Genomic DNA, 22,315 nt, shown 5'->3' on the forward strand with positions numbered 1-22,315 from the left:
GCGTGGGGAACTGCAAAAACTTTTGAAGCGACTTAAGACAGCGTTAGCTCGTCTCGGCGGTCGGGTCGCGACGCGTCAGCAGCATCGCGTCGCCATAACTGAAGAAGCGGTAACGCTGCGCGATCGCGTGCCGATAGGCCGCGCGAATCGTCTCCACGCCCGCGAACGCCGACACCAGCATCAACAACGTCGACTTCGGCAAATGGAAATTGGTCACCAGCCGGTCGACCACGCGGAATTGATAACCCGGCGTGATGAAGATGTCGGTTTCCGTGCTGGCCGCGCCGAGCGGGCGGCCGGCGACATCGGCATCGCGCGCGGCGGCTTCGAGTGCGCGCATCGAGGTCGTGCCCACCGCGATCACGCGGTTGCCACGCGCACGCGTTGCCGCGATCTTGTCGGCGAGCGATTGCGGCAGGTGATACCACTCGCTGTGCATCTTGTGTTCGGCGAGATTCTCGACCCGCACCGGCTGGAACGTACCGGCGCCGACGTGCAGCGTCAGCGTGGCGCGTTCCACGCCGCGGGCGTCGAGGCGGGCGAGCAATGCGTCGTCGAAATGCAGGCCGGCGGTGGGCGCCGCGACCGCGCCGGGGTTCTGCGCGAACACCGTTTGATAGCGGGTTTCGTCGGTCGTGTCGGGGTCGTGCTCGATGTACGGCGGCAGCGGCAGGCGGCCGAATTGCTCGATCAGCGTCAGGCAGTCGTCCGGGAAATGCAGTGTGTAGAACGGCTCGACGCGCTCGCCGAGGGTCACGTCGAAGGCGTCGGCGAGACGGATCGTGGTGCCCGGTTGCGGGCTCTTGCTCGCGCGAATCTGCGCGAGCGCCGTGCGCTCGCCGGTGAGGCGTTCCACCAGCACTTCGACCTTGCCGCCACTGGCCTTCTGGCCGAGGAAACGCGCCTTCAGCACTTTGGTATCGTTGAAGACCAGCAGGTCGCCCGGCGCGATGCATTCGGGCAATTCGGCGAAGCGGCGATCGACCAGACGCGCGTGATCGGCGTCAGCGGAGTTGGCCACTTCGAGCAGACGGCTCGCGCTGCGTTCGGGCAGCGCGACTTGTGCGATCAACTCGGGCGGCAGATCGAAATCGAAATCGGAAAGCGTAAACATGCGGACGACTGGAAGCGAATTGAGACTGAATTGAGCCGAAGCCTGAGCCGGGCGGCTATGATTGCGGGACGCCAGAGCGGCCCGCGAGCCCGCGCGCTGTATGGCGGCGCTACCCTTTGACAGCCGATATTGTACTTGCGAAGCAGCCCATGCCTTTGTCCGACCGCCGATTGCCCCAAACCACCGACGAAGCGAGCGCCGAACCCAGGCGACGCGTGTCGCGCGGCAAGGCGGTAGCGCAGGCGGGCGAGGGCGGCGCGGGCGTCGCGCTGGGTCGCGACGAAGCCGCGCATGAAGACGACGGCTTGCGCGATCAGCCCGCTGCAGGCCAGGCCGCCGGCAAGCTCCGCAAGCGCGCTGCGGACAAACTGGCCGGGAAGGTGGAGTCCGAGGTCGCGGACCAACCTGCGGACGAGCCCGAAACGCCTCTCGCCGACAGACCAGACTCAATCTTCGGCGACAGACCTGCCGGCAAAACCGCCGCAAAGCCCGCAAGCAAGTCCGCGGGCAAAGCCGCGGCCAAGCCCGCCGAAAAAACCGCCGACAAGCTCGCCAAACTCGGCCTCACACGCGACATCGACCTCGTGCTGCATCTGCCGATGCGCTACGAGGACGAGACCCAGTTGACGCCGATCGGCCACCTGCTGCCCGGCGGCATCTCGCAAACCGAAGGCGTGGTGTTCGACAACGAGATCGCTTATCGTCCGCGCCGTCAGTTGCTGGTGAAACTGCACGACGATCACGGCGACGAACTCGTGCTGCGCTTTCTGAATTTCTACGGCTCGCAGGTCAAGCAGATGGCGATCGGTGCGCGCTTGCGGGTGCGCGGCGACGTGCGTGGCGGGTTCTTCGGCATGGAGATGGTGCATCCCGCGGTGCGCGTGGTCGACGAAGATACGCCGCTGCCGCAAGCGCTCACGCCCGTGTACCCGAGCACCGCCGGCGTGACGCAAGCCTATCTGCGTAAATCGATCGACAACGCGTTGTCGCGCACCGCGCTACCCGAATTGCTGCCCGAGCCTGTCGCGCACACCTACCTGCAGCCGCTCGGCGTGCCGACGCTGATGGACGCGGTGCGCACGCTGCATCATCCGGGCGTGCAGTCGGACGAGACCGCGCTGATCGACGGCACGCATCCGGCGTGGGTGCGCATCAAGTTCGAGGAACTGCTCGCGCAGCAAATGTCGCTCAAGCGCGCGCACGACGAGCGTCGCACGCGTGCCGCGCCGGCCATGCCGCGCCGCAAGCTCGGCGACGAATCCGCGCTGGTCGCGCGCTTGCTGAAGGCGCTGCCGTTTTCGCTGACAGCCGCGCAGGAACGCGTGGGCGGCGAGATCGCGCTCGATCTGACGCAGCCGCATCCGATGCAGCGGCTGTTGCAGGGCGACGTTGGTAGCGGCAAGACGATCGTCGCCGCGTTGGCGGCCGCGCAGGCGATCGACGCCGGCTACCAGGCCGCGCTGATGGCCCCGACCGAAATTCTCGCCGAGCAGCACGCGCGCAAATTGCGCGGCTGGCTGGAGCCGCTCGGCGTGAGCGTCGCGTGGCTCGCGGGCAGTTTGAAGACGAAAGAAAAGCGTGCCGCGATCGAAGCCGCCGCGCTCGGCACCGCGCAACTCGTGATCGGCACGCACGCGATCATTCAGGACGCGGTCGAGTTCGCGCGTCTTGGGCTCGTCATCGTCGACGAACAGCACCGCTTCGGCGTGGCGCAACGGCTGGCGTTGCGCGCCAAGGCGCAGAAAGCCGCCGATGGCGCGCGCGATTTCCAGCCGCATCAACTGATGATGTCCGCGACGCCGATCCCGCGCACGCTCGCCATGACGTACTACGCTGACCTCGACGTGTCGACCATCGACGAATTGCCGCCGGGGCGCACGCCGATCCTGACCAGGTTGGTGTCCGATGCGCGTCGCGAAGAGGTGATCGGCCGGGTGCGCGAAGCGGCGTTGACGGGGCGTCAGGTGTATTGGGTGTGTCCGCTGATCGAGGAAAGCGAGACGCTGCAATTGCAGACCGCCGTCGAAACCTACGAAACGCTGATCGCGGCACTCCCCGAATTGAAGGTCGGCCTCGTGCATGGACGATTGGCGCCGGCCGAAAAAGCGGCGGTGATGGACGAGTTCACGCGCAACGAAGTGCAGTTGCTGGTCGCGACGACGGTGATCGAAGTGGGCGTCGACGTGCCGAATGCGTCGTTGATGGTGATCGAGCACGCGGAACGGTTCGGCCTCGCGCAATTGCACCAGTTGCGCGGGCGAGTCGGGCGCGGCAGTGCGGCGTCGGTTTGCGTGCTGCTTTACACCGGCCCCCTGTCGATGACGGCACGCGCACGTCTGCAGACCATGCGCGAAACGACCGACGGCTTCGAAATCGCTCGGCGCGATCTCGAGATTCGCGGACCGGGAGAGTTTTTAGGCGCGCGGCAATCGGGCGCGGCGATGCTGCGATTCGCGGATCTCGAGAACGATCAGTGGCTGATCGAACCCGCTCGCGAGGCGGCGGCGGAGTTGCTCGACAAGTATCCGGACGTGGTGATGCAACACTTGGCGCGCTGGCTCGGCGCGCGGGAGCAGTATCTGAAAGCGTGACGCCGGTCAGTCTCCGAACCGCGCTCGTAAAAAAACGGAAGAAGCCTGTGCTTCTTCCGTTTTTTATTAGCGTTTCAAGGCATCAATCAAATCAATATCCCACCGCCGACCCTGCCGGACGTCGCGGATCGTTCGACCCATAAACGAAACCCTGGCGAACCTGGCCCGATACCGACGAGTCATTGCCCGAGCTCACGCGGCTCGCCGCTTCGGTTCCGGGCAAGCCCACCAGGATCAACTCGGCGGCGCCCCACGGCGTCTGCTCGACCATCTTGTAGCCCATCTGCTGCAGGATCTTCAGCGTATCCGGCGACAAACCCTGGGTCTCGTAGTCCACCTCATCCGGCAGCCACTGGTGATGAATCCGCGGCGCGTCGACCGCATCTTGCGGCGTCATGCCGTAGTCGATCACGTTGAGCGCGGTTTGCAGCGTGATCGTGATGATCCGCGAGCCGCCCGGCGAGCCCAGCACCATGAAGACCTTGCCGTCTTTCGTCACGACCGTCGGCGCCATCGACGACAACGGACGCTTGCCCGGCGCGATCGAGTTACGCGACCCCTGCACCAGCCCGAACAGATTCTGCACGCCCACCTTGACGGTGAAATCGTCCATCTCGTCGTTCAGGAAAAAGCCCGTGCCCGGCGCGATCACGACGGCGCCAAAGCGGCCGTTGACCGTGTAAGTGGTCGATACCGCGTTGCCTGCCTTGTCGATGATCGAGTAGTGCGTGGTTTCCGGCTTCTCGTGCACGCCATAACCCGGCTGCACGTCTTTTGACGGCGTCGCGGTGTCGGCGGTAATCAAGGTGCGGATGCTCGCCGCGTAGTCCTTGCTCAGCAATGTGTCGATCGGGTTCTTGATGAACGCCGGATCGCCAAGCAGCGTATTGCGGTCGAGGTACGCGTGCCGCATCGCCTCGGTCATGTAATGCACGGAGGCGGCGGAGTGAAAGCCGAGACCGCGCATGTCATAGCCTTCGAGAATGTTCAGCGTCTCGCAGAGCGTGACGCCGCCCGAACTCGGCGGCGGCGCGGAAATGAAGTCGTAGCCGCGATAGCTGCACTTCAGCGGCTCGGTATCTTCGGCCTTGTAGGCGGCGAAATCCGCGGCGGTGATCAGACCGCCGTTCTTGCTCGACGCGGCTTCGACGATTTGCGGAATGCGTCCGCGATAGAACGCATCGGGACCGCGACGGGCGATGTTTTCCAGCGTCTTCGCCAGATCGCGCTGCACCAGACGGTCGCCTGGCTGAAGCGGGGTGCCGTCGCGACGCAGGAAGATGCGCGCGGCGTCCGGATCAGTGCGAAAGCGCTGCACCGTGGTGTCCAGAATGTCGGTATCGGCGCGAGTCAGAATGAAGCCGTCGCGCGCCAGCTTGATGGCCGGCGCCATGACCTGCTGACGCGTCAGCTTGCCGTATTTGCGTTGCGCGAGATCCAGACCCGCGACCGTGCCCGGCACGCCGACCGCGCGATAGCCGTACAGGCTTTCACCCGGGCGGACTTTGCCGTCGGCGTCCAGATACATGTTGGCGCTGGCCGCCGCCGGCGCGGTTTCGCGGAAGTTGATGAAGCGATCCTGGCCGTCCGCGAGATGCAGCGTCATGAAGCCGCCACCGCCGATATTGCCGCAACACGGATTGGTCACGGCCTGCGCATAACCCACGGCAACGGCGGCATCGACCGCGTTGCCGCCTTTTTTCAGCATCGCGATGCCGATTTCGGAGGCAAGGTTCTGCGACGAAACGACCATGCCGTTTTTGGCTTCGACGGCCGGTTCGGATGCGGCCATCGCGTGAAGGTGTACGGCGGAAAAAATAGCGAGGGCAATTATTCGCCTCATCATGGGGTGTCTCCTGCGGGTCGAGTGAAAAATAGCGGCGTTGAATCACGGGAGTTTGCCTTCAATCAGCCGCGACGCCCAGCCCGGAACGCCAAAGAGGTTGGCGAACCGACCCCATAGGGTGTATAACTAGAACCTATCGAACTCACTGCACTGATTGGTCCCCCAATGACGCTCACCGAATTGAAATACATCGTCGCGGTGGCCCGCGAGCGGCACTTCGGCCGGGCCGCCGAGGCATGTTTCGTTAGCCAGCCGACCTTGTCGGTGGCCATCAAGAAGCTCGAGGACGAACTCAACGTCCAGATCTTCGAGCGCGGCACCAGCGAAGTCAGCGTCACGCCGATCGGCGAACAGATCGTCACGCAGGCTCAGCGTGTTCTCGAGCAAACCCTCGCCATCAAGGAAATTGCCAAGCAGGGCAAAGACCCGCTGGTCGGGCCGTTGCGCCTTGGCGTGATCTATACGATCGGGCCGTATCTGCTGCCCACCTTGGTCAAGCAGATGATCAAGCGCGTCCCGCAGATGCCGCTGATGCTGCAGGAAAATTACACGCTCAAGCTGATCGAACTGCTCAAACAAGGCGAAATCGACGTCGCGATCATGGCGCTGCCGTTCCCGGAAACCGGCCTGATGCTGCGCCCGCTGTACGACGAGCCGTTCGTCGTCGCGTTGCCGTCCGGCCACGCGTGGGAAAACCGCGCGAAAATCGACGCCGACGATCTGAAGCAGGAAACCATGCTGCTGCTCGGCAGCGGTCACTGTTTCCGCGATCACGTGCTGGGCGTCTGCCCGGAGTTGATGCGTTTCTCGCAGAACGCGGACGGCATCCAGAAGACGTTCGAAGGCTCGTCGCTGGAGACCATTCGCCACATGGTGGCGAGCGGGGTCGGCATCACCGTGCTGCCGCGCATGTCGGTGCACGAGGTCAAGCCGCATGCCGGCGGGATCGACGCGGGCCTGCTCAGCTATGTCGCGTTCGACGAACCCGTGCCGGATCGTCGCGTCGTGCTCGCGTGGCGCAAGAGCTTCACGCGCATGCCCGCTATCGACGCCATTTGCGACGCGATCAACGCTTGCGACCTGCCGGGCGTCAAGAAGCTGGAATTGCCCGTCGCCGTGAACTGAACCGACGGCGCGAAGCGTCAGAGGGCGGTGATAGCCGTCCTCCCTATCGAATAGATAAAATTAATCAAACACGTTAATTCGATAGCATTGTTATAGTTTCCTCCATGGATCGCCCGATCCCACAAGACGCCGGAGGAAAGCATGTCGCCATCGAACCCGCAGCAAGACTCAACCCTTACCGCTCAATCGGCTGACGCCGCCGTTAGCAGCTTTGCCGCATCGGTGCAAAGCTTTCGGACCGTTGCGATGTCCCTGCTGGTCGATCGCGCGCTGTCCGCCTGACGCATCGCTTTTCCGGCATTCGTGTGCCGCGCCTCTCCCCCAAATTCAGTTTCGATAAAAGCTCAACAGGAGTCACGCATGTCCGAACGTAAGCTCACCAACGCCGCCGGCGCCCCCATTGCCGACAACCAGAATTCGATGACCGCCGGCGCGCGCGGCCCGGTCGTGCTGCAAGACGTCTGGCTGCTCGAAAAGCTCGCTCACTTCGACCGCGAAGTGATCCCGGAGCGCCGCGTTCATGCCAAAGGTTCGGGCGCATTCGGCACGCTGAAAGTGACGCACGACATCTCCCGCTTTACGAAGGCCAAGGTATTCGCCGAAGTCGGCAAGGACACGCCGCTGTTCATGCGCTTTTCGACGGTGGCCGGCGAACGCGGCGCGGCCGATGCGGAACGCGACGTGCGCGGTTTCTCGATCAAGTTCTACACCGAAGAAGGCAACTGGGATGTGGTCGGCAACAACACGCCGGTGTTTTTCATTCGCGATCCGCTGAAGTTTCCGGACTTCATCCACACGCAAAAACGCGATCCGTACACCAACATGCGCAGCAATGTCGCCGCCTGGGACTTCTGGTCGCGTCATCCGGAGTCGCTGCATCAGGTGACGATTCTGATGAGCGATCGTGGCCTTCCGCAAAACTTCCGGACCATGCACGGTTTCGGTTCGCACACGTACTCGTTCATCAACGCGAACAACGAGCGTTTCTGGGTGAAGTTCCATTTCAAGTCGCAGCAAGGCGTTGAAAATTTCACCGATGCCGAAGCGGCGCAAGTGGTGGCGCAAGACCGTGAAAGCGCGCAACGCGATCTGATCGGCAACATCGACGCGGGCAATTTCCCGACGTGGCGTTTCGCGATTCAGGTGATGCCGGAAGCGGAAGCCGCCACGTACCGCTTCAATCCGTTCGACGTCACGAAGGTGTGGTCGCAGAAGGACTATCCGTTGATCGACGTCGGTACGATCGAGTTGAACCGCAACGCCGCCAACTATTTCGCGGACGTTGAGCAGGCGGCGTTCACGCCGGCTAACGTGGTGCCGGGCATCGGCTTTTCGCCGGATCGTCTGTTGCAGGGCCGGTTGTTCTCGTACGGCGACACGCAGCGCTATCGCCTCGGGATCAATCACCATCAGATTCCGGTGAACGCGTCGCGCGTGCCGAGCCCGCATTCGTTCCATCGCGACGGCGCGATGCGTACGGACGGCAACCTCGGCGGCAACGTGAATTACGAGCCGAACCGTTTCGGCGACTTCGCGCAAGACGTGAATGCAGCGGAGCCGCCGCTCGCGGCCGGTGCGGTGGATCGCTATGATCATCGCCAGGACGGCGACTACTACACGCAGCCGGGCATGCTGTTTGCGCTGTTCGACGCGGCGCAGCGTCAGCGTCTGTTTGGCAACATCGCGCGTCATATCGACGGTGTGCCGCAGGAGATCGTCGCACGTCAGATCGAGCATTTCCGTCGGGCCGATCCGGCCTACGCGGAAGGCGTGATCGCCGCGCTGGCGGAACTCGCGGAAAGCCGCAGGAAGTAACTGGGCAAGCAGGTTGAAGTGATGCAGCAACGGCGGGGCACATGGGTGCCCTGTCGGTCACGATATGAAACGACGGAGCACGATCATGATCCAGATGATGATGATGGCCACTATCGGTGGCTCGCCCGCCACGCGCGGCGCGCAACGGCAACAGGCAGTGCAACAGGCGGCGATGCTGCGGCGGGCGCTGGGTTTTGCAATCGTCACGAGCGGATTCGCGGTGATCGTCGCGCAAGCGCTGCAACACGCGTCAGGCGGCTGATCGCAGCGTGGCCGTGGGTGCGGCAGGCGACCACGCGTCACACGAACGCAGCGGTTTTCTACGCTAAACTGTCGGGCGTTCGAAGTGCCGGGTTTGCCGGGTTAGCCATTGGCAAATCGTCACCATGCCGACCGGTTCGTATCACTCTTCAAAGGAGTCATCATGGCCAAGAAAGAAGCCGTACAGCACGTCAATATCGGAATCACCGACAAGGATCGCAAGAAGATCGCCGAAGGCTTGTCGCGTTTGCTTGCCGACACCTACACGCTCTATCTGAAGACCCACAACTTCCACTGGAACGTGACGGGTCCGATGTTCAACACGCTGCATCTGATGTTCGAAACGCAGTACAACGAGCTCGCGCTGGCGGTCGATTCGATCGCTGAACGGATCCGTGCGCTGGGCGTGCATGCGCCGGGCAGCTACAAGGAATTCGCCAAGCTGTCGTCGATTCCGGAAGCGGACGGCGTGCCGGCCGCGGAAGAAATGATCCGCCAGTTGGTGGAAGGTCAGGAAGCCGTGGTGCGCACGGCGCGCGCGATTTTCCCGTCGACGGAAGCCGCGAACGACGAGCCGACCGCCGACCTGTTGACGCAACGCATGCAAACGCACGAAAAGACCGCGTGGATGCTGCGTTCGATGCTGGCTTGATGCCGTTCGCTGAAGCCGAATAAAAACAAAGCCTCCCTGTGGGAGGCTTTGTTTTTTGCGGCGCCGGTTTTCGTTTCATTCAGTGGGCCGGCCCAGCTGGCAGCGGCCCGCGTTCCGCATCCCGTAAAATAGCGGCACCGTTCTCGCCCCTCACCGAATCCACCCATGTTCGCCCGACTCCCCCTGTTTCTGCGCCTCGTCCGGATGGACAAGCCGATCGGCACGGTGCTGCTGCTGTGGCCGACGCTCAACGCGTTGTGGATCGCTTCGGACGGCCATCCGACGTGGCCGCTGCTGGTGATCTTCTGCGTCGGCACGCTGCTGATGCGCTCGGCCGGTTGCGCGATCAACGACTATGCCGACCGCGATTTCGATCGTCATGTGAAGCGCACCGAGAATCGTCCGGTCACGTCGGGCAAGATCAAAGCGTGGGAAGCGGTGGCCGTGGCAGCCGGGTTATCGCTGATCGCGTTCCTGCTGATTCTGCCGCTCAACGCGCTGACCAAGGAGCTTTCCGTGGCCGCGTTGTTCGTGGCCGGTTCGTATCCGTTCACCAAGCGTTTTCTGGCGATTCCGCAGGCGTATCTCGGCATTGCGTTCGGCTTCGGCATTCCGATGGCGTTCGCCGCCGTGCAGGGCCATGTGCCGATGCTGGCGTGGGTGATGCTGCTCGCCAACGTGTTCTGGTCGGTCGCGTACGACACCGAATACGCTATGGTCGATCGTGACGACGACATCAAGATCGGCATTCGGACTTCGGCGTTGACGTTCGGCCGCTTCGACGTGGCCGCGATCATGCTGTGCTACGCGGTGACGCTGGGGATTTACGTCGGCGTCGGCGTGCAATTGGGTTTCGGCTGGTTGTACTGGCTGGGCTGGGCGGCGGCCGTGGGCTGCGCGATCTATCACTACACGCTGATTCGTCATCGCGAGCGGATGGCGTGCTTTGCGGCCTTCCGGCACAACAACTGGCTGGGCGGCGTGCTGTTTGTGGGCATTGCCGCGCACTACGCGCTGGCTTCGTTCTAGCGGTTCGACGCGGGCTGCGCCAGCGCTTCTGGTGGCGTGTACAAAGCGCTACGGCGTCTACGCTGCGGCAGCTCAAACCGGCGCATCGCGCGTCGCAGTTCTAGCGTTGCCGACAGCGCCCCGATCTGAAGCGGAGCGCTGTCCCGCTATGACATCTTTCCCGACAATTCGCCGCGCTTACAGCTTGCCGAACTCGTCGCCCATTTCCTTGGCGCGCGCGTCGGCGGCGAGCACGCCGCGCACGATCGCATCCTTGATCCCGCTCGCGTCGAACGATGCCAGCGCCGCTGCCGTCGTGCCGCCTTTCGACGTCACCCGTTCGCGCAATACGCTCGGTGCTTCATCGGAATTCGCTGCCAGTTGCGCGGCGCCGGTGAAGGTGGCGACCGCCAGCGCGCGACCTTGCGCTTCGTCCATGCCGAGCTGACGCGCGGCTTCCTGCAGCGCCTCGATGAAATAGAACACATAGGCCGGCCCGCTGCCCGAGATGGCCGTGACCGCGTCGATCCTCGCTTCGTCGTCGAACCAAACCGTTTCGCCGACCGCGCCCAGCACCTGCGATGCGAGCGCACGACCCGCTTCGTCGACGCTGCCGGTTGCGACCAGCCCGGTCACGCCCATGCCGATCAACGCGGGGGTATTCGGCATCACGCGCACGACCCGGGAATGGCCGTTAAGCCAGCGCGACATGTCTTCCATACGAATCCCGGCGACGATGCTGACCACCAGTTGCGACGCGTTCAGATGCGGCGCCAGCCCTTCGGCGACGCTCTTCAGAATCTGCGGCTTCACGGCCAGCACGACGGCGTCGTACGCGGCGAGCGCGGCGTCGGCGGCGGCACCGGTCTTGATGCCGAATTGCTGCTCATTACGCTCGCGCGTCGCTTCGTTGGGATCGATCGCGTAGAGGTCGGCAGGCGCGACGCCACGTTTGATAAGACCGCCGATCAACGCGGCGGCCATATTGCCACCGCCGATAAAAGCAATTTTCATGATGTTTAGAGAGTAGTGCCGTGCAGTGCCCAGAGAATGCCTGAGGGCTCGCACGAGTCAGTTGGAGTAATCCCGTGCGCCGAAAATCGCGGTGCCGACGCGCACCATGGTCGCGCCTTCGAGCACGGCGGCTTCGAGGTCGCTCGACATGCCCATCGACAACGTATCGAGTTCGAGTCCGTCGTCGCGCAAACGCTCGAACAACTCGCGCAACTGGCGATGCGGCACGCGCTGATCGTCGATGCTGCCGGCCGGCTCCGGAATCGCCATCAGGCCGCGCAGATTCAGCTTCGGCAGCGCGGCGATCGCCTGCGCGACCTCGACCGCTTCGGCCACGCTCACGCCGCTCTTCGACACCTCGCCGCTGATATTCACCTGCAAACACACATTCAGCGGCGGCAGATTGTCGGGCCGCTGCTCCGACAGCCGCTGCGCGATTTTCAGCCGATCGACCGAATGCACCCAGTCGAACTGTTCGGCCACCGGCCGCGTCTTGTTGGATTGCAACGGCCCAATGAAATGCCATTCGAGCGACGCGCGCAGATCGGCGAGCGTCTCGATCTTGGTCAGCGATTCCTGCACATAGTTTTCACCGAATGCGCGCTGGCCGGCGGCGTGCGCGGCGCGTACGTCTTCGGCGGGGAAGGTTTTGGAGACCGCGAGCAGCGTGATCGAACGCGGGTCGCGTTCGGCCACGTGCGCGGCGGCGGCGATGCGCTGCTGCACCGCTTCGAGGTTGTGAATCAGATCGGGCATGGCACGTAAGCTGAAACCGTAAAGGCGATGTCCCGATTATACGGACAGCATGTGCTCGACCAATTCGATCCAGTGCGCGACCGGCGTCTGCGTGCCGCTCTGCAGATGCGCAATGCAGCCGACGTTCGCCGACACGATCACCTGCGGCTCCTGTGCTTGCAGCCGTTCGAGCTTCTGATCGCGCAACGCATACGAGAGCTTGGGTTGCGTCAGCGAGTAGGTGCCGGCGGAACCGCAGCAGAGGTGACTGTCGGCGGGCAGCCGCACTTCCACGCCGAGCGCCGCCAGCACATGTTCGACCCGGCCGCGCACCTGCTGACCGTGCTGCAACGTGCAAGGCGGATGAAACGCCACCGTATGGACCGCGCGGCGGCGCGTGACGGCGACCAGCGCTTCCTCGAACTCCGGCAAAATTTCCGCGATGTCGCGCGTCAACGCGACGATCCGCGCCGCCTTCTCCGCATACGCCGGATCGTCGCGCAGCAGATGCGCGTATTCCTTGACCGTCGCGCCGCAGCCGGACGCATTCATCACGATCGCCTCCACGCCCTGTTCGACGTACGGCCACCAGGCGTCGATGTTGGCGCGCAGATCGTCGAGCGCTTCGTCGTTGTAGCCCAGATGCAGGCGAATCGCGCCGCAGCAGCCGGCGTCCGGCGCGATCAGCGTTTCCACGCCGAGCGCGTCCAGCACGCGGGCGGTGGCGATGTTCACGTTCGGCATCATCGACGGTTGCACGCAGCCCGCCAGCATCAGCATCTTGCGCTCGTGTTTCGCTGTCGGCCATTCGAGCGGACGCTGCCGCGCGGGCACCTTGTCACGTAGTTTTTTCGGCAAGAGCGCGCGGAAGTGCTGGCCGATCCGCATGGTCGGCGTGAACAGCGCGCTGTTCGGCACGAAGCTCGCGAGCAACCGGCGCACCAGCCGCTGACCGGCCGGGCGCGTGACTTTTTCCTCGGTGATCTTGCGGCCGATTTCCACCAGCCGGCCATATTGCACGCCGGACGGGCAGGTCGTTTCGCAATTACGGCAGGTCAGGCAGCGGTCCAGGTGAACCTGGGTGCTGCGCGTGACCGGCGCGCCTTCCACCATCTGCTTGATCAGATAGATACGCCCGCGCGGGCCGTCGAGTTCGTCGCCGAGAATCTGATAGGTGGGGCAGGTGGCCGTGCAGAAACCGCAGTGCACGCAATTGCGCAGAATAGCGTCGGCTTCGTCGCCATCGGGCGTATTGCGAATGAAGTCCGCGAGGTTGGTTTGCATCGCGTCGCTCAGAAGTCGGGGTAGAGACGGCCGCGATTGAAGATGCGGGCCGGGTCGAAGGCGGTTTTCAGGCCGCGATGGATTTTCATCAGCGGAGTGGGCAGCGGCGTGAAGACTCCGGCGCCGCGGTCGTAACCGTGGCCGGAGCGGAAAATCGTGGCGTGGCCGCCGGCCTGTTTCGCGCTGATACGCACGGTTTGCGCGTCGGTGTCGGTGATCCACCAGCGCTGGCCGCCGCCCCATTCCATCAGTTGCGCGCCGGGTAATTGCAACGGCTCGGTGATCGACGGCAAGGCCAGACGCCACAGCGCGGCTTTCGGTGGAATGGCCGCGAAGAACGAGTCGGTTTGCTCGCGCAGGCCGGCCCAGAAGCGTTCCGCTTCCACCGCGTCGACGACTTCGCCGCCGAGCGCCGTGCGCGCCGCCTTGACCGCGGATTCCGCGCCGGCCAGGCGCACGGCAAGCGTGCCGTGACGCCATGCGCTCGCGGTGATCGGCAACGGCCGGCCGCCCCATTCATTGAGCTTGCGGACCGCGTCGGTGCCGTTCATGTCGAACTTGAGGGTGGTTTCGGCTTGCGGCAGCGGCAGGACCTTGATAGACAGTTCGAGGATCAGGCCGAGCGTGCCGAGCGAGCCCGCCATCAGGCGCGAGACGTCGTAACCGGCCACGTTCTTCACGACCTGACCGCCGAAGTGCAATGTCTGCCCCTGGCCGTTCATGATGACGGCACCCAGCACGAAGTCACGCGCCGCGCCTGCCGCGGGACGGCGCGGCCCGGCGATGCCGGCGGCGATACAGCCACCAAAAGTGGCTTGCGGCCCGAAATGCGGTGGCTCGAAGGCGAGCATCTGGTGATGTTCGGCGAGCGCGGCTTCGATCTCCAGCAAGGGCGTGCCCGCGCGCGCGGTGATGACGAGCTCCGCTGGATCGTAAGCAATGATGCCGCGATAAGCGCGCGTATCGAGGATGTCACCTTCCAGCGCCTGGCCGTACCAGTCTTTGGTGCCGCCGCCACGGACGCGCAACGCGCGTCCCTCGGCGCTGGCGGAACGCACGCGTTCCGACCATACGGCGACGATGTCGTCCTCTTCCATGGTGTCCTGCTTCGTTGTGTTTCGATCGATTGTACCGGGCGGGGGCTCGCTGGCAACCAGGAGCGGACCCGCATCGGGTAATCAGGGTAGTGGGGCGGAAAGCACCGCCGCAGCAGGCTTATGCGCGGCGCTTGTCGGGGATGCCGGGTGTCACGCCGCGTGTTATGCAGGCGTTAGAAACGCGGCAGATCCGGGTGGGGCAGCAAACCGCCCCGCACATGCATCTTGCCGTATTCCGCACAGCGCGCCCGGGTGGGAATGCCTTTGTCGGGGTTGAGCAGGCCGGGCGCGTCGAAGGCCCGTTTGACCGCGTGGAACGTGTCGCGCTCCTCGGGCGAGAACTGCACGCACATCGAATTGATCTTCTCGATGCCGACGCCATGCTCGCCGGTCACGGTGCCACCCAGTTCGACGCAGGCTTCGAGGATGTCGCAACCAAACGCCTCGGCCCGGTGCCACTCGTCCTGATCGTTGCCGTTGAACAGGATCAGCGGATGCATATTGCCGTCGCCGGCATGGAACACGTTGATGCAGCGCAGCCCGTATTTCTTCTCCATTTCTTCGATACGTGCCAGCAGCGGCCCGATACTACGGCGCGGCACGGTGCCGTCCATGCAGTAGTAGTCGGGTGAAATGCGGCCCGCCGCGGGAAACGCGTTCTTGCGCCCGGACCAGAAACGCAGCCGTTCGCTCTCCGAGCGCGAAATCTGGATGCGGGTGGCGCCTTGTTCACGCAGCACCGCCGTCATGCGGACGATTTCGTCGGCGACTTCTTCGGCCGTGCCGTCCGATTCGCACAGCAGGATCGCCGCCGCGTCGAGGTCGTAGCCCGCCTTGACGAATTCCTCGACCGCACGGGTGGCCGGCTTGTCCATCATCTCCAGGCCGGCCGGGATAATGCCCGCGGCAATGATGCCGGCAACCGCGTCGCCGCCTTTCACGACGTCGTCGAAACTGGCCATGATGACTTGGGCCAATTGCGGTTTCGGGATCAGCTTGACGGTGACTTCGGTGACGATCGCGAACATTCCCTCGCTGCCGATCAGCACCGCCAGCAGATCGAGGCCGGGGGCGTCCGGCGCGAGCGAACCGAATTCGACGATCTCGCCTTCCATGGTCACCGCGCGCACGCGCAGCACGTTATGCACGGTGAGGCCGTATTTGAGGCAGTGGACGCCGCCGGAATTCTCCGACACGTTCCCGCCGATCGTGCAGGCAATCTGCGACGACGGATCCGGCGCGTAGTACAAGCCGTACGGCGCGGCTGCTTCGGAAATGGACAGATTGCGCACGCCCGGCTGCACGGTGGCGGTTCGCGCGTACGAATCGACTTCGACGATCTTCCTGAAGCGCGCGAGCGACACCACCACGCCGTGCCGGATCGGCATTGCGCCGCCCGACAAACCGGTGCCCGCGCCGCGCGGCACGATCGGCACGTCGAGGCGATGGCAGATCTGCACGATGCGCTGCACCTGCGATTCCGTCTCCGGCAACGCGACCGCGAGCGGCAGACGCCGGTAGGCAGCGAGGCCGTCGCATTCGTAAGCGACGGTGTCTTCTTCCCGATACAGCAGGCAGTGCGTCGGTAATACGGCCATCAGCGCCTGCACGACTTCGCGCTGGCGCTGGGCGAGGACTTCTGCCGTCAGTTCAGCGGGTGCGTTCATGTGACTTGTCTCCTCGTGCGTCTCGCGGCGATAAATGCCGCTAACCCGTCAAACCGCCCAGCTAAAAATTTTGCCGGGGTTCATCAGATTGCGTGGATCGAGTGCGTGTTTGATCGAGCGCATCGTGTCGACCGCGACGTCGCCGTGTTCCTCGAGCAGAAAGCTCATCTTGTGCAGACCGACGCCGTGCTCGCCCGTACAGGTGCCGTCCATGCGCAGCGCGCGTTGGACGATCCGAAGGTTGAGGCGCTCCGCTTCGGCGAGTTCTTCCGGTTTGTCGGGATCGATCAGGATCACCACATGGAAATTGCCGTCGCCGACATGGCCGACGATCGGGCAGGGCAAGGGCGACGCTTTCAGATCCCGCTCCGTTTCCTCCACGCATTCGGCGAGGCGCGAGATCGGCACGCAGACGTCGGTGGTCACGGCGCGGCAACCGGGCTTGAGTTGCAGCATGGCGAAGTAGGCGTTGTGACGGGCGTTCCACAGACGGCTGCGGTCTTCCGGCCGGGTGGCCCATTCGAAGCCTTCGCCCGAATTCTGCGCGGCGATTTCCTGCACCAGTTCCGCCTGTTCTTTCACGCCGGCTTGCGTGCCGTGAAATTCGAAGAACAGCGTGGGCGCTTCACGCAGCGTCAGATTCGAATGACGGTTGATCGAGCGGATGGCGAGCGCGTCGACGAACTCGACGCGCGCGATCGGCACGCCCATCTGGATCGTTTCGATGACGGCGCGCACCGCGTCGCCCATGGACGGAAACGTGCAGACCGCGGCCGACACGGCTTCCGGTTGCGGATACAGGCGCACCGTGATTTCCGTGATGACGCCGAGCGTGCCCTCCGAGCCGACGAACAGGCGCGTGAGGTCGTACCCCGCGGACGATTTGCGGGCGCGGGTGCCGGTCTTGATCACGCGGCCGTCGGCCAGCACGACGGTCAGGCCGAGCACGTTCTCGCGCATCGTGCCGTAGCGCACGGCGTTGGTGCCCGACGCGCGCGTGGCCGACATGCCGCCGATGCTCGCGTCCGCGCCCGGGTCGATCGGGAAGAACAGACCGGTGTCGCGCAGTGCCTCGTTCAATTGCTTGCGCGAGATGCCCGGTTCGACGGTGACGGTGAGGTCTTCGGCGTTGATCGACAGGACCCGGTTCATTTCCGACAGATCGATCGATACGCCGCCTTGCACCGCCAGCAAATGTCCTTCGAGCGACGAACCGTTGCCGTACGGAATGATCGGCACGTTGTACTGGGCGCACAGCGTGACGACGGTTTGCACGTCTTCGGTAGTACGGGCGAAGACGACCGCGTCAGGCAGTTGGGGATCGAACGGCGACTCGTCGCGGCCATGATGGGCGCGCACGGCTTCGGCCACCGACACGCGCTCACCGAAAGCGGCCTTGAGCGCGCTCAGCAATTCGGCGGGAAACGGCCGGCGCAGCGGGGCCGGCGGTACGGGATGGTTCACGCATGTCTCCTGATATATGGCGCAAAGCGGCGGCAAAGCGGTTCTACAGCATCTGCTTCATTTTACGCCGATCGCCCGTGGGCCAGCGTTTGAACCGGCTCGAACTCCTATAATGGCGGCGACTTCACGATGCGCGCAATATGGATAAACGCGGTGGCCGGTGAGGGCTTCAAGACCCAGTCAGGCCGCCGGGCGTGCACGCATCGCCACTGAATTGCATGGGAGACAGCATGGGCAACCGCTTGAGCAAGATCGCCACCCGCACCGGCGACGACGGCACCACGGGCCTCGGCGACGGCCGCCGCGTCGGCAAGGACAGCGCACGTATCGCCGCGATCGGCGACGTGGACGAACTCAACTCGAATCTCGGCGTGCTGCTATGCGAAACGCTGCCCGACACCGTGCGCGCGGCGCTGATTGCGATTCAGCATGATCTGTTCGATCTGGGTGGCGAACTCTGCATTCCTGGCCACACGATGATTACCGACCGGCACCTCGCCCAACTCGATGATTGGCTTGCCGATTACAACGCCAGTTTGCCGCCGCTGAAGGAGTTCATTCTGCCCGGCGGTTCGCGCTCGGCGGCGCTCGCTCACGTGTGCCGCACGGTGTGCCGCCGTGCCGAACGGGCGATCGTGGCGCTAGGCGAGCAGGAGGAAATCAACGCCGCGCCGCGCCAGTACGTGAACCGTTTGTCCGATCTGCTGTTCGTGCTCGCGCGGGTGCTCAATCGTGCGGACGGCGGTACCGATGTGCTGTGGCAACACGAACGCGGGGCTAAATAAACCCCAACCGCGAAGAGTTGCGCGACGCAATGGCAGTCTCCGACAAGCCGTGCATGAACACGCGCAAAAGCGGGCGACCGCGAGCCACGCGCGTTACCCAACTGCCAACCTGACCGGCTTGCCGATCCGGCTCAACATTTCCACCAACGTGTCGATGGTGAACTTGGTGGTCTTCTTGTTCACCACGTCGGACACTCGCGGGCGCGACACCATCAGGACCTCGGCCGCTTCCGCCTGCTTCAGATGATGCTGTTCGATCCAGCTGGACAGTTCTGTCATGAGCTGCTCCTTGAGCAGCCGCGTGTCGTTGATCTGCTTTTGCGACGCGGCATGCAGGCGCTTCGCCTCGTCGACGGAAAAGCCGAGTTCGAGGAACAGATTAGCGCCCGGCTTGGACACGTGACGAATTTGAGTGTCGATCGTCATTTGTTAAGTTTTCCTATCATTAATAATGGCGCGATAACGCGTTTCGGCAATCTTTCTGTCATGCGGTGTTAGCGTTTGCGTTTTTTTCTGCAAACAGTGAAGCACGTACAGCGCATTCACAAACTTGGTCACGTACATGACGCGAAAAATACCGTTTGCCTCTTTGATGCGAATTTCACGCGTGCCGGGCCCGATCGAGTCAAACGATTTCCAGTCGTCGGGGTCGAGGCCTGCCTGAATTTTGCCAAGCTGAAACCCGGCTTGCCGGCGCGCTTCTTCGGGAAAGGCGAGTAAATCGCGATAGCTGGAGCCGATCCAGCGAAGTTCTTTTTCACGAGCCATAATCACCTTTCGTGTACAAAATATTATACGTAACCTTTCGCCCCGTCAAGTCCTCTTCGACCGGGCGATGAATCGTTACGGTACAGAGGTGGCTCGCTTAGCACCATTCGTCCGTTCGGCCGAAAAAAAGCCCGGCTCGAGGAGCCGGGCTTTTCGATGCAGCCTTTACCGCGATCGCAGCGCGTTTCAGTTGCCGCTGCCGCGTGCCACGCGTCGTTGCTTGACCGCGTCGGCGAGACCTTCCAGCACGCCGATGCTTTCGTCCCAACCGATGCAGGCGTCGGTAATGCTCTGGCCGTACGTGAGTGCGCAGCCTTCCTGAAGATCCTGGCGTCCCGCCACGAGATGCGATTCCACCATCACGCCGACAATCCGTTCGTCACCCGAAGCAATCTGGCGGCCGATATCGGCGCACACCGGAATCTGATTCTCGTGCTTCTTCGAGCTGTTCGCGTGGCTCGCGTCGATCATCAGTCGGGCGGCGAGACCCGCCTTGCCGATGTCCGCGCACGCGGCGTTGACGCTATCCGCGTCGTAGTTCGGCGTCTTGCCGCCGCGCAGGATGATGTGGCAATCCTCATTGCCCGCGGTGGACACGATCGCCGAGTGGCCGCCCTTGGTCACCGACAGGAAATGGTGCGGCTGCGAGGCGGCCTTGATCGCGTCGACGGCGATCTTGACGTTGCCGTCCGTGCCGTTCTTGAAACCGACCGGGCACGACAGACCCGAGGCCAGCTCGCGGTGCACCTGCGATTCGGTCGTGCGCGCGCCGATCGCGCCCCACGAGATCAGATCCGCAATGTACTGCGGGCTGATCATGTCGAGGTATTCGGTGCCGGCCGGCAAACCGAGCTCGTTGATGCGCAACAGCAGCTCGCGCGCGGTGCGCAGGCCGTCGTTGATCTTGAAGCTGTTGTCCATGTGCGGGTCGTTGATGAGACCTTTCCAGCCCACCGTGGTGCGCGGCTTTTCGAAGTACACGCGCATCACGATTTCGAGCTCGCCGGCGAAACGCTTGCGTTGCTCGACGAGGCGGCCGGCGTATTCCATCGCCGCCTTGGTATCGTGAATCGAGCACGGCCCGATGATGACGATCAGGCGGTCTTCCATGCCATGCAGAATGCGATGCATCGCGTTACGCGAGTGGTAGATCACGTCGGACACCGTTTCGTCGCAGGCGAATTCGCGGATCAGGTGAGCGGGCGGCGTGAGTTCTTTCAATTCGCGGATGCGGACATCGTCGGTGTTGTGCGGGGGCATGGTGTTTCTCCTGAATCGGTTCGTAGCGTGTTCGGTTTCAAAGGCGTGAGACGAAAAAAAACCGCCAGACTGGCTGGCGGTTTTTCGGGAATTCTTGGTGTCTTGCGTGTACTAACACCCCTCTCGATCCGCCAGCGGTCTGAGATGCCAAAAAAAGTAAAAGTAAAACTTGGCGGACATGGCGAAATGGGGTGGCTGCTAAAAAAGGTGAATGACTTTATAACCCGGGCAGACGCTGCGGTGCAAGCCGTGGGGTGCAAAAATGCGGGAAATCCGCATACTTCGTGCTAAATGCTCACGGAGTATGCATTTTTTTCAAAGATCAGGCCGTGCCGCCCACCGTCATCCGGTCGATCCGCAGCGTCGGCTGGCCGACGCCCACCGGCACGCTCTGGCCTTCCTTGCCGCACACGCCCACTCCCGAATCGAGCTTCATGTCGTTGCCGATCATGCTGACGAACTTGAGCGATTCCGGGCCGCTGCCGATCAGCGTCGCGCCCTTCACCGGATACGTGACCTTGCCGTTTTCGATCATGTACGCCTCGGACGCCGAGAACACGAACTTGCCGTTGGTGATGTCCACCTGACCGCCGCCGAAGTTCACCGCATACAGACCGTGCTTCACGGATTCGATAATTTCCTTCGGATCCTTGTCGCCGTTCAGCATGTACGTGTTGGTCATGCGCGGCATCGGCAGCGCGGCATACGACTCGCGGCGCGCGTTGCCCGTAACGGGCATCTTCATCAGACGCGCGTTCAGCGTGTCTTGAATGTAGCCCTTCAGGATGCCGTCTTCGATCAGCGTGGTGCACTGAGTCGGGTTGCCTTCGTCGTCGATATTCAGCGAGCCGCGGCGGTTCGGCAGCGTGCCGTCGTCGACCACGGTGACGCCCTTGGCGGCGACCTGTTCGCCGATGCGTCCCGCGAATGCCGACGATCCCTTGCGGTTGAAGTCGCCCTCGAGTCCGTGGCCGATCGCCTCGTGCAGCAGCACGCCGGGCCAGCCCGGTCCGAGCACGACGGTCATCGCGCCGGCCGGCGCCGGACGCGCGTCCAGATTCACCAGCGCCGCATGAACCGCGTCGTCGACGTAGCCCGACAGGACTTCATCAGTGAAATAGCCGTAGTCGAAGCGGCCGCCGCCGCCGCCGCTGCCGATTTCGCGGCGGCCGTTCTGCTCGGCGATCACCGTGACCGACACGCGTACGAGCGGCCGGATGTCGGCCGCGAAGCCGCCGTCGCTGCGTGCCACCAGCACCACGTCGTATTCGCCGGCGAGGCCGGCCATGACTTGCTGGATGCGCGGATCGCGGCCGCGCGCCATCTGTTCGATGCGCTCGAGCAGCTTGACCTTGGCGGTTGCGTCGAGCGAATGCAGCGGATCGGACGGCAGATACAGATCGCGCCCGGCAATGCCGGTCAGCGACGAAGCCGCCTTGATCTTCTGCTTGCCGCCGCCGACCTTGGCGATCGCGCGCGTGGCGAGAGCGGCCTGGCGAATCGCTTCGGGCGACAGGTCGTCCGAATAAGCGAATGCCGTACGGTCACCCGATACGGCACGCACGCCGACGCCCTGATCGATGCTGAAACTGCCCGACTTCACGATGCCTTCTTCGAGACTCCACGCCTCGCTGCGCGTGTACTGGAAGTACAGATCCGCGTAATCGATCTTGTGCGTGAAGATTTCGGCGAGCGTGCGGGTGAGCAGGGATTCGTCGAGACCGTAGGGCGTCAGGAGGATGTCCTTGGCGGTGGCGAGATTACGGATACCGGGTTCGATGATGTTCATGCGAAGTATGTTCTGCTCGATACGAAGGATTCGGTTAGCG

At 63.5% G+C, this 22,315-nt stretch carries 19 protein-coding genes; 7 read left to right on the forward strand and 12 right to left on the reverse strand.

Annotated elements, in window-relative coordinates; all coding sequences use genetic code 11:
- Nucleotides 1–43 precede the first annotated feature (43 nt).
- Nucleotides 44–1,114: a tRNA preQ1(34) S-adenosylmethionine ribosyltransferase-isomerase QueA gene (gene queA, locus B0G83_RS09995; RefSeq protein WP_105507287.1), complete on the reverse strand. Its 1,071-nt coding sequence runs from the start codon at nt 1,112–1,114 to the stop codon at nt 44–46.
- 149 nt (nt 1,115–1,263) lie between these two features.
- On the opposite strand from queA, the gene recG reads away from it, so the two are divergent.
- Nucleotides 1,264–3,705, forward strand: coding sequence for an ATP-dependent DNA helicase RecG (gene recG / locus B0G83_RS10000; protein WP_105507288.1), 2,442 nt, complete (start codon nt 1,264–1,266; stop codon nt 3,703–3,705).
- A gap of 91 nt (nt 3,706–3,796) precedes the next feature.
- Here the strand turns inward: recG and ggt are convergent, their stop codons facing one another.
- Nucleotides 3,797–5,548 carry a gamma-glutamyltransferase gene (gene ggt, locus B0G83_RS10005; protein WP_181156823.1) on the reverse strand — a complete coding sequence of 584 codons (1,752 nt, stop codon included), beginning with the start codon at nt 5,546–5,548 and terminating at the stop codon, nt 3,797–3,799.
- Between the two features lie 168 nt (nt 5,549–5,716).
- Between ggt and B0G83_RS10010 the strand changes: the two genes are divergently transcribed.
- The 5 genes from B0G83_RS10010 to ubiA all read left to right on the forward strand — a co-directional run bounded on the left by B0G83_RS10010 (nt 5,717) and on the right by ubiA (nt 10,433).
- Nucleotides 5,717–6,676, forward strand: coding sequence for a LysR substrate-binding domain-containing protein (locus tag B0G83_RS10010; RefSeq protein ID WP_105507290.1), 960 nt, complete (start codon nt 5,717–5,719; stop codon nt 6,674–6,676).
- 360 nt (nt 6,677–7,036) lie between these two features.
- Nucleotides 7,037–8,491 carry a catalase gene (locus B0G83_RS10015; RefSeq protein ID WP_105507291.1) on the forward strand — a complete coding sequence of 485 codons (1,455 nt, stop codon included), beginning with the start codon at nt 7,037–7,039 and terminating at the stop codon, nt 8,489–8,491.
- Between the two features lie 85 nt (nt 8,492–8,576).
- Nucleotides 8,577–8,753, forward strand: coding sequence for a hypothetical protein (locus tag B0G83_RS38555; RefSeq protein ID WP_181156800.1), 177 nt, complete (start codon nt 8,577–8,579; stop codon nt 8,751–8,753).
- A 162-nt stretch (nt 8,754–8,915) separates the two neighbouring features.
- Complete coding sequence (locus B0G83_RS10020; protein WP_035553319.1) at nt 8,916–9,404, forward strand: Dps family protein; 489 nt, start codon at nt 8,916–8,918, stop codon at nt 9,402–9,404.
- Between the two features lie 165 nt (nt 9,405–9,569).
- A complete protein-coding gene (gene ubiA, locus B0G83_RS10025) occupies nt 9,570–10,433 on the forward strand; it encodes a 4-hydroxybenzoate octaprenyltransferase (protein ID WP_105507292.1) in 864 nt (287 codons plus the stop codon).
- Between the two features lie 177 nt (nt 10,434–10,610).
- On the opposite strand, the gene proC is transcribed toward ubiA, so the two are convergent.
- The 6 genes from proC to B0G83_RS10055 all read right to left on the reverse strand — a co-directional run bounded on the left by proC (nt 10,611) and on the right by B0G83_RS10055 (nt 17,673).
- Nucleotides 10,611–11,426, reverse strand: a complete 816-nt coding sequence (proC, locus tag B0G83_RS10030; protein ID WP_105507293.1) for a pyrroline-5-carboxylate reductase — start codon at nt 11,424–11,426, stop codon at nt 10,611–10,613.
- Nucleotides 11,427–11,483: 57 nt separating this feature from the next.
- On the reverse strand, nt 11,484–12,182 hold the full coding sequence (locus B0G83_RS10035; RefSeq protein ID WP_105507294.1) for a YggS family pyridoxal phosphate-dependent enzyme: 699 nt from the start codon (nt 12,180–12,182) through the stop codon (nt 11,484–11,486).
- A 36-nt stretch (nt 12,183–12,218) separates the two neighbouring features.
- Entirely contained in the window at nt 12,219–13,445 is a 1,227-nt protein-coding gene (glcF, locus tag B0G83_RS10040; RefSeq protein WP_105507295.1) for a glycolate oxidase subunit GlcF, read from the reverse strand.
- 8 nt (nt 13,446–13,453) lie between these two features.
- Nucleotides 13,454–14,542, reverse strand: coding sequence for a glycolate oxidase subunit GlcE (gene glcE / locus B0G83_RS10045; RefSeq protein ID WP_105507296.1), 1,089 nt, complete (start codon nt 14,540–14,542; stop codon nt 13,454–13,456).
- A gap of 173 nt (nt 14,543–14,715) precedes the next feature.
- The gene (locus B0G83_RS10050) at nt 14,716–16,209 is read right to left on the reverse strand and encodes an FAD-linked oxidase C-terminal domain-containing protein (RefSeq protein ID WP_105507297.1); all 1,494 of its coding nucleotides are present in this window, start codon (nt 16,207–16,209) and stop codon (nt 14,716–14,718) included.
- Nucleotides 16,210–16,257: 48 nt separating this feature from the next.
- A complete protein-coding gene (locus B0G83_RS10055; protein WP_105507298.1) occupies nt 16,258–17,673 on the reverse strand; it encodes an FAD-linked oxidase C-terminal domain-containing protein in 1,416 nt (471 codons plus the stop codon).
- A gap of 230 nt (nt 17,674–17,903) precedes the next feature.
- Between B0G83_RS10055 and B0G83_RS10060 the strand changes: the two genes are divergently transcribed.
- Complete coding sequence (locus B0G83_RS10060) at nt 17,904–18,458, forward strand: cob(I)yrinic acid a,c-diamide adenosyltransferase (RefSeq protein WP_105507299.1); 555 nt, start codon at nt 17,904–17,906, stop codon at nt 18,456–18,458.
- Between the two features lie 93 nt (nt 18,459–18,551).
- Here the strand turns inward: B0G83_RS10060 and B0G83_RS10065 are convergent, their stop codons facing one another.
- The 4 genes from B0G83_RS10065 to tldD form a co-directional block, all read right to left on the reverse strand.
- Complete coding sequence (locus tag B0G83_RS10065; RefSeq protein ID WP_105507300.1) at nt 18,552–18,884, reverse strand: helix-turn-helix domain-containing protein; 333 nt, start codon at nt 18,882–18,884, stop codon at nt 18,552–18,554.
- Between the two features lie 3 nt (nt 18,885–18,887).
- Nucleotides 18,888–19,226, reverse strand: a complete 339-nt coding sequence (locus B0G83_RS10070; RefSeq protein ID WP_105507301.1) for a type II toxin-antitoxin system RelE/ParE family toxin — start codon at nt 19,224–19,226, stop codon at nt 18,888–18,890.
- Nucleotides 19,227–19,412: 186 nt separating this feature from the next.
- Complete coding sequence (gene aroG / locus B0G83_RS10075) at nt 19,413–20,486, reverse strand: 3-deoxy-7-phosphoheptulonate synthase AroG (RefSeq protein WP_035553288.1); 1,074 nt, start codon at nt 20,484–20,486, stop codon at nt 19,413–19,415.
- Nucleotides 20,487–20,808: 322 nt separating this feature from the next.
- Complete coding sequence (tldD, locus tag B0G83_RS10080; protein ID WP_105507302.1) at nt 20,809–22,275, reverse strand: metalloprotease TldD; 1,467 nt, start codon at nt 22,273–22,275, stop codon at nt 20,809–20,811.
- Nucleotides 22,276–22,315 lie beyond the last annotated feature (40 nt).

It is taken from the genome of Paraburkholderia sp. BL21I4N1, from assembly GCF_002973525.1.
Lineage (GTDB): Bacteria > Pseudomonadota > Gammaproteobacteria > Burkholderiales > Burkholderiaceae > Paraburkholderia.

What these genes read in the sequence shown, in the direction of transcription:
- queA (WP_105507287.1), bottom strand. Translation starts at nt 1,114, where the DNA reads ATGTTTACGCTTTCCGATTTCGATTTCGATCTGCCGCCCGAGTTGATC.
- recG (WP_105507288.1), top strand. Translation starts at nt 1,264, where the DNA reads ATGCCTTTGTCCGACCGCCGATTGCCCCAAACCACCGACGAAGCGAGC.
- ggt (WP_181156823.1), bottom strand. Translation starts at nt 5,548, where the DNA reads ATGAGGCGAATAATTGCCCTCGCTATTTTTTCCGCCGTACACCTTCAC.
- B0G83_RS10010 (WP_105507290.1), top strand. Translation starts at nt 5,717, where the DNA reads ATGACGCTCACCGAATTGAAATACATCGTCGCGGTGGCCCGCGAGCGG.
- B0G83_RS10015 (WP_105507291.1), top strand. Translation starts at nt 7,037, where the DNA reads ATGTCCGAACGTAAGCTCACCAACGCCGCCGGCGCCCCCATTGCCGAC.
- B0G83_RS38555 (WP_181156800.1), top strand. Translation starts at nt 8,577, where the DNA reads ATGATCCAGATGATGATGATGGCCACTATCGGTGGCTCGCCCGCCACG.
- B0G83_RS10020 (WP_035553319.1), top strand. Translation starts at nt 8,916, where the DNA reads ATGGCCAAGAAAGAAGCCGTACAGCACGTCAATATCGGAATCACCGAC.
- ubiA (WP_105507292.1), top strand. Translation starts at nt 9,570, where the DNA reads ATGTTCGCCCGACTCCCCCTGTTTCTGCGCCTCGTCCGGATGGACAAG.
- proC (WP_105507293.1), bottom strand. Translation starts at nt 11,426, where the DNA reads ATGAAAATTGCTTTTATCGGCGGTGGCAATATGGCCGCCGCGTTGATC.
- B0G83_RS10035 (WP_105507294.1), bottom strand. Translation starts at nt 12,182, where the DNA reads ATGCCCGATCTGATTCACAACCTCGAAGCGGTGCAGCAGCGCATCGCC.
- glcF (WP_105507295.1), bottom strand. Translation starts at nt 13,445, where the DNA reads ATGCAAACCAACCTCGCGGACTTCATTCGCAATACGCCCGATGGCGAC.
- glcE (WP_105507296.1), bottom strand. Translation starts at nt 14,542, where the DNA reads ATGGAAGAGGACGACATCGTCGCCGTATGGTCGGAACGCGTGCGTTCC.
- B0G83_RS10050 (WP_105507297.1), bottom strand. Translation starts at nt 16,209, where the DNA reads ATGAACGCACCCGCTGAACTGACGGCAGAAGTCCTCGCCCAGCGCCAG.
- B0G83_RS10060 (WP_105507299.1), top strand. Translation starts at nt 17,904, where the DNA reads ATGGGCAACCGCTTGAGCAAGATCGCCACCCGCACCGGCGACGACGGC.
- B0G83_RS10065 (WP_105507300.1), bottom strand. Translation starts at nt 18,884, where the DNA reads ATGACGATCGACACTCAAATTCGTCACGTGTCCAAGCCGGGCGCTAAT.
- B0G83_RS10070 (WP_105507301.1), bottom strand. Translation starts at nt 19,226, where the DNA reads ATGGCTCGTGAAAAAGAACTTCGCTGGATCGGCTCCAGCTATCGCGAT.
- aroG (WP_035553288.1), bottom strand. Translation starts at nt 20,486, where the DNA reads ATGCCCCCGCACAACACCGACGATGTCCGCATCCGCGAATTGAAAGAA.
- tldD (WP_105507302.1), bottom strand. Translation starts at nt 22,275, where the DNA reads ATGAACATCATCGAACCCGGTATCCGTAATCTCGCCACCGCCAAGGAC.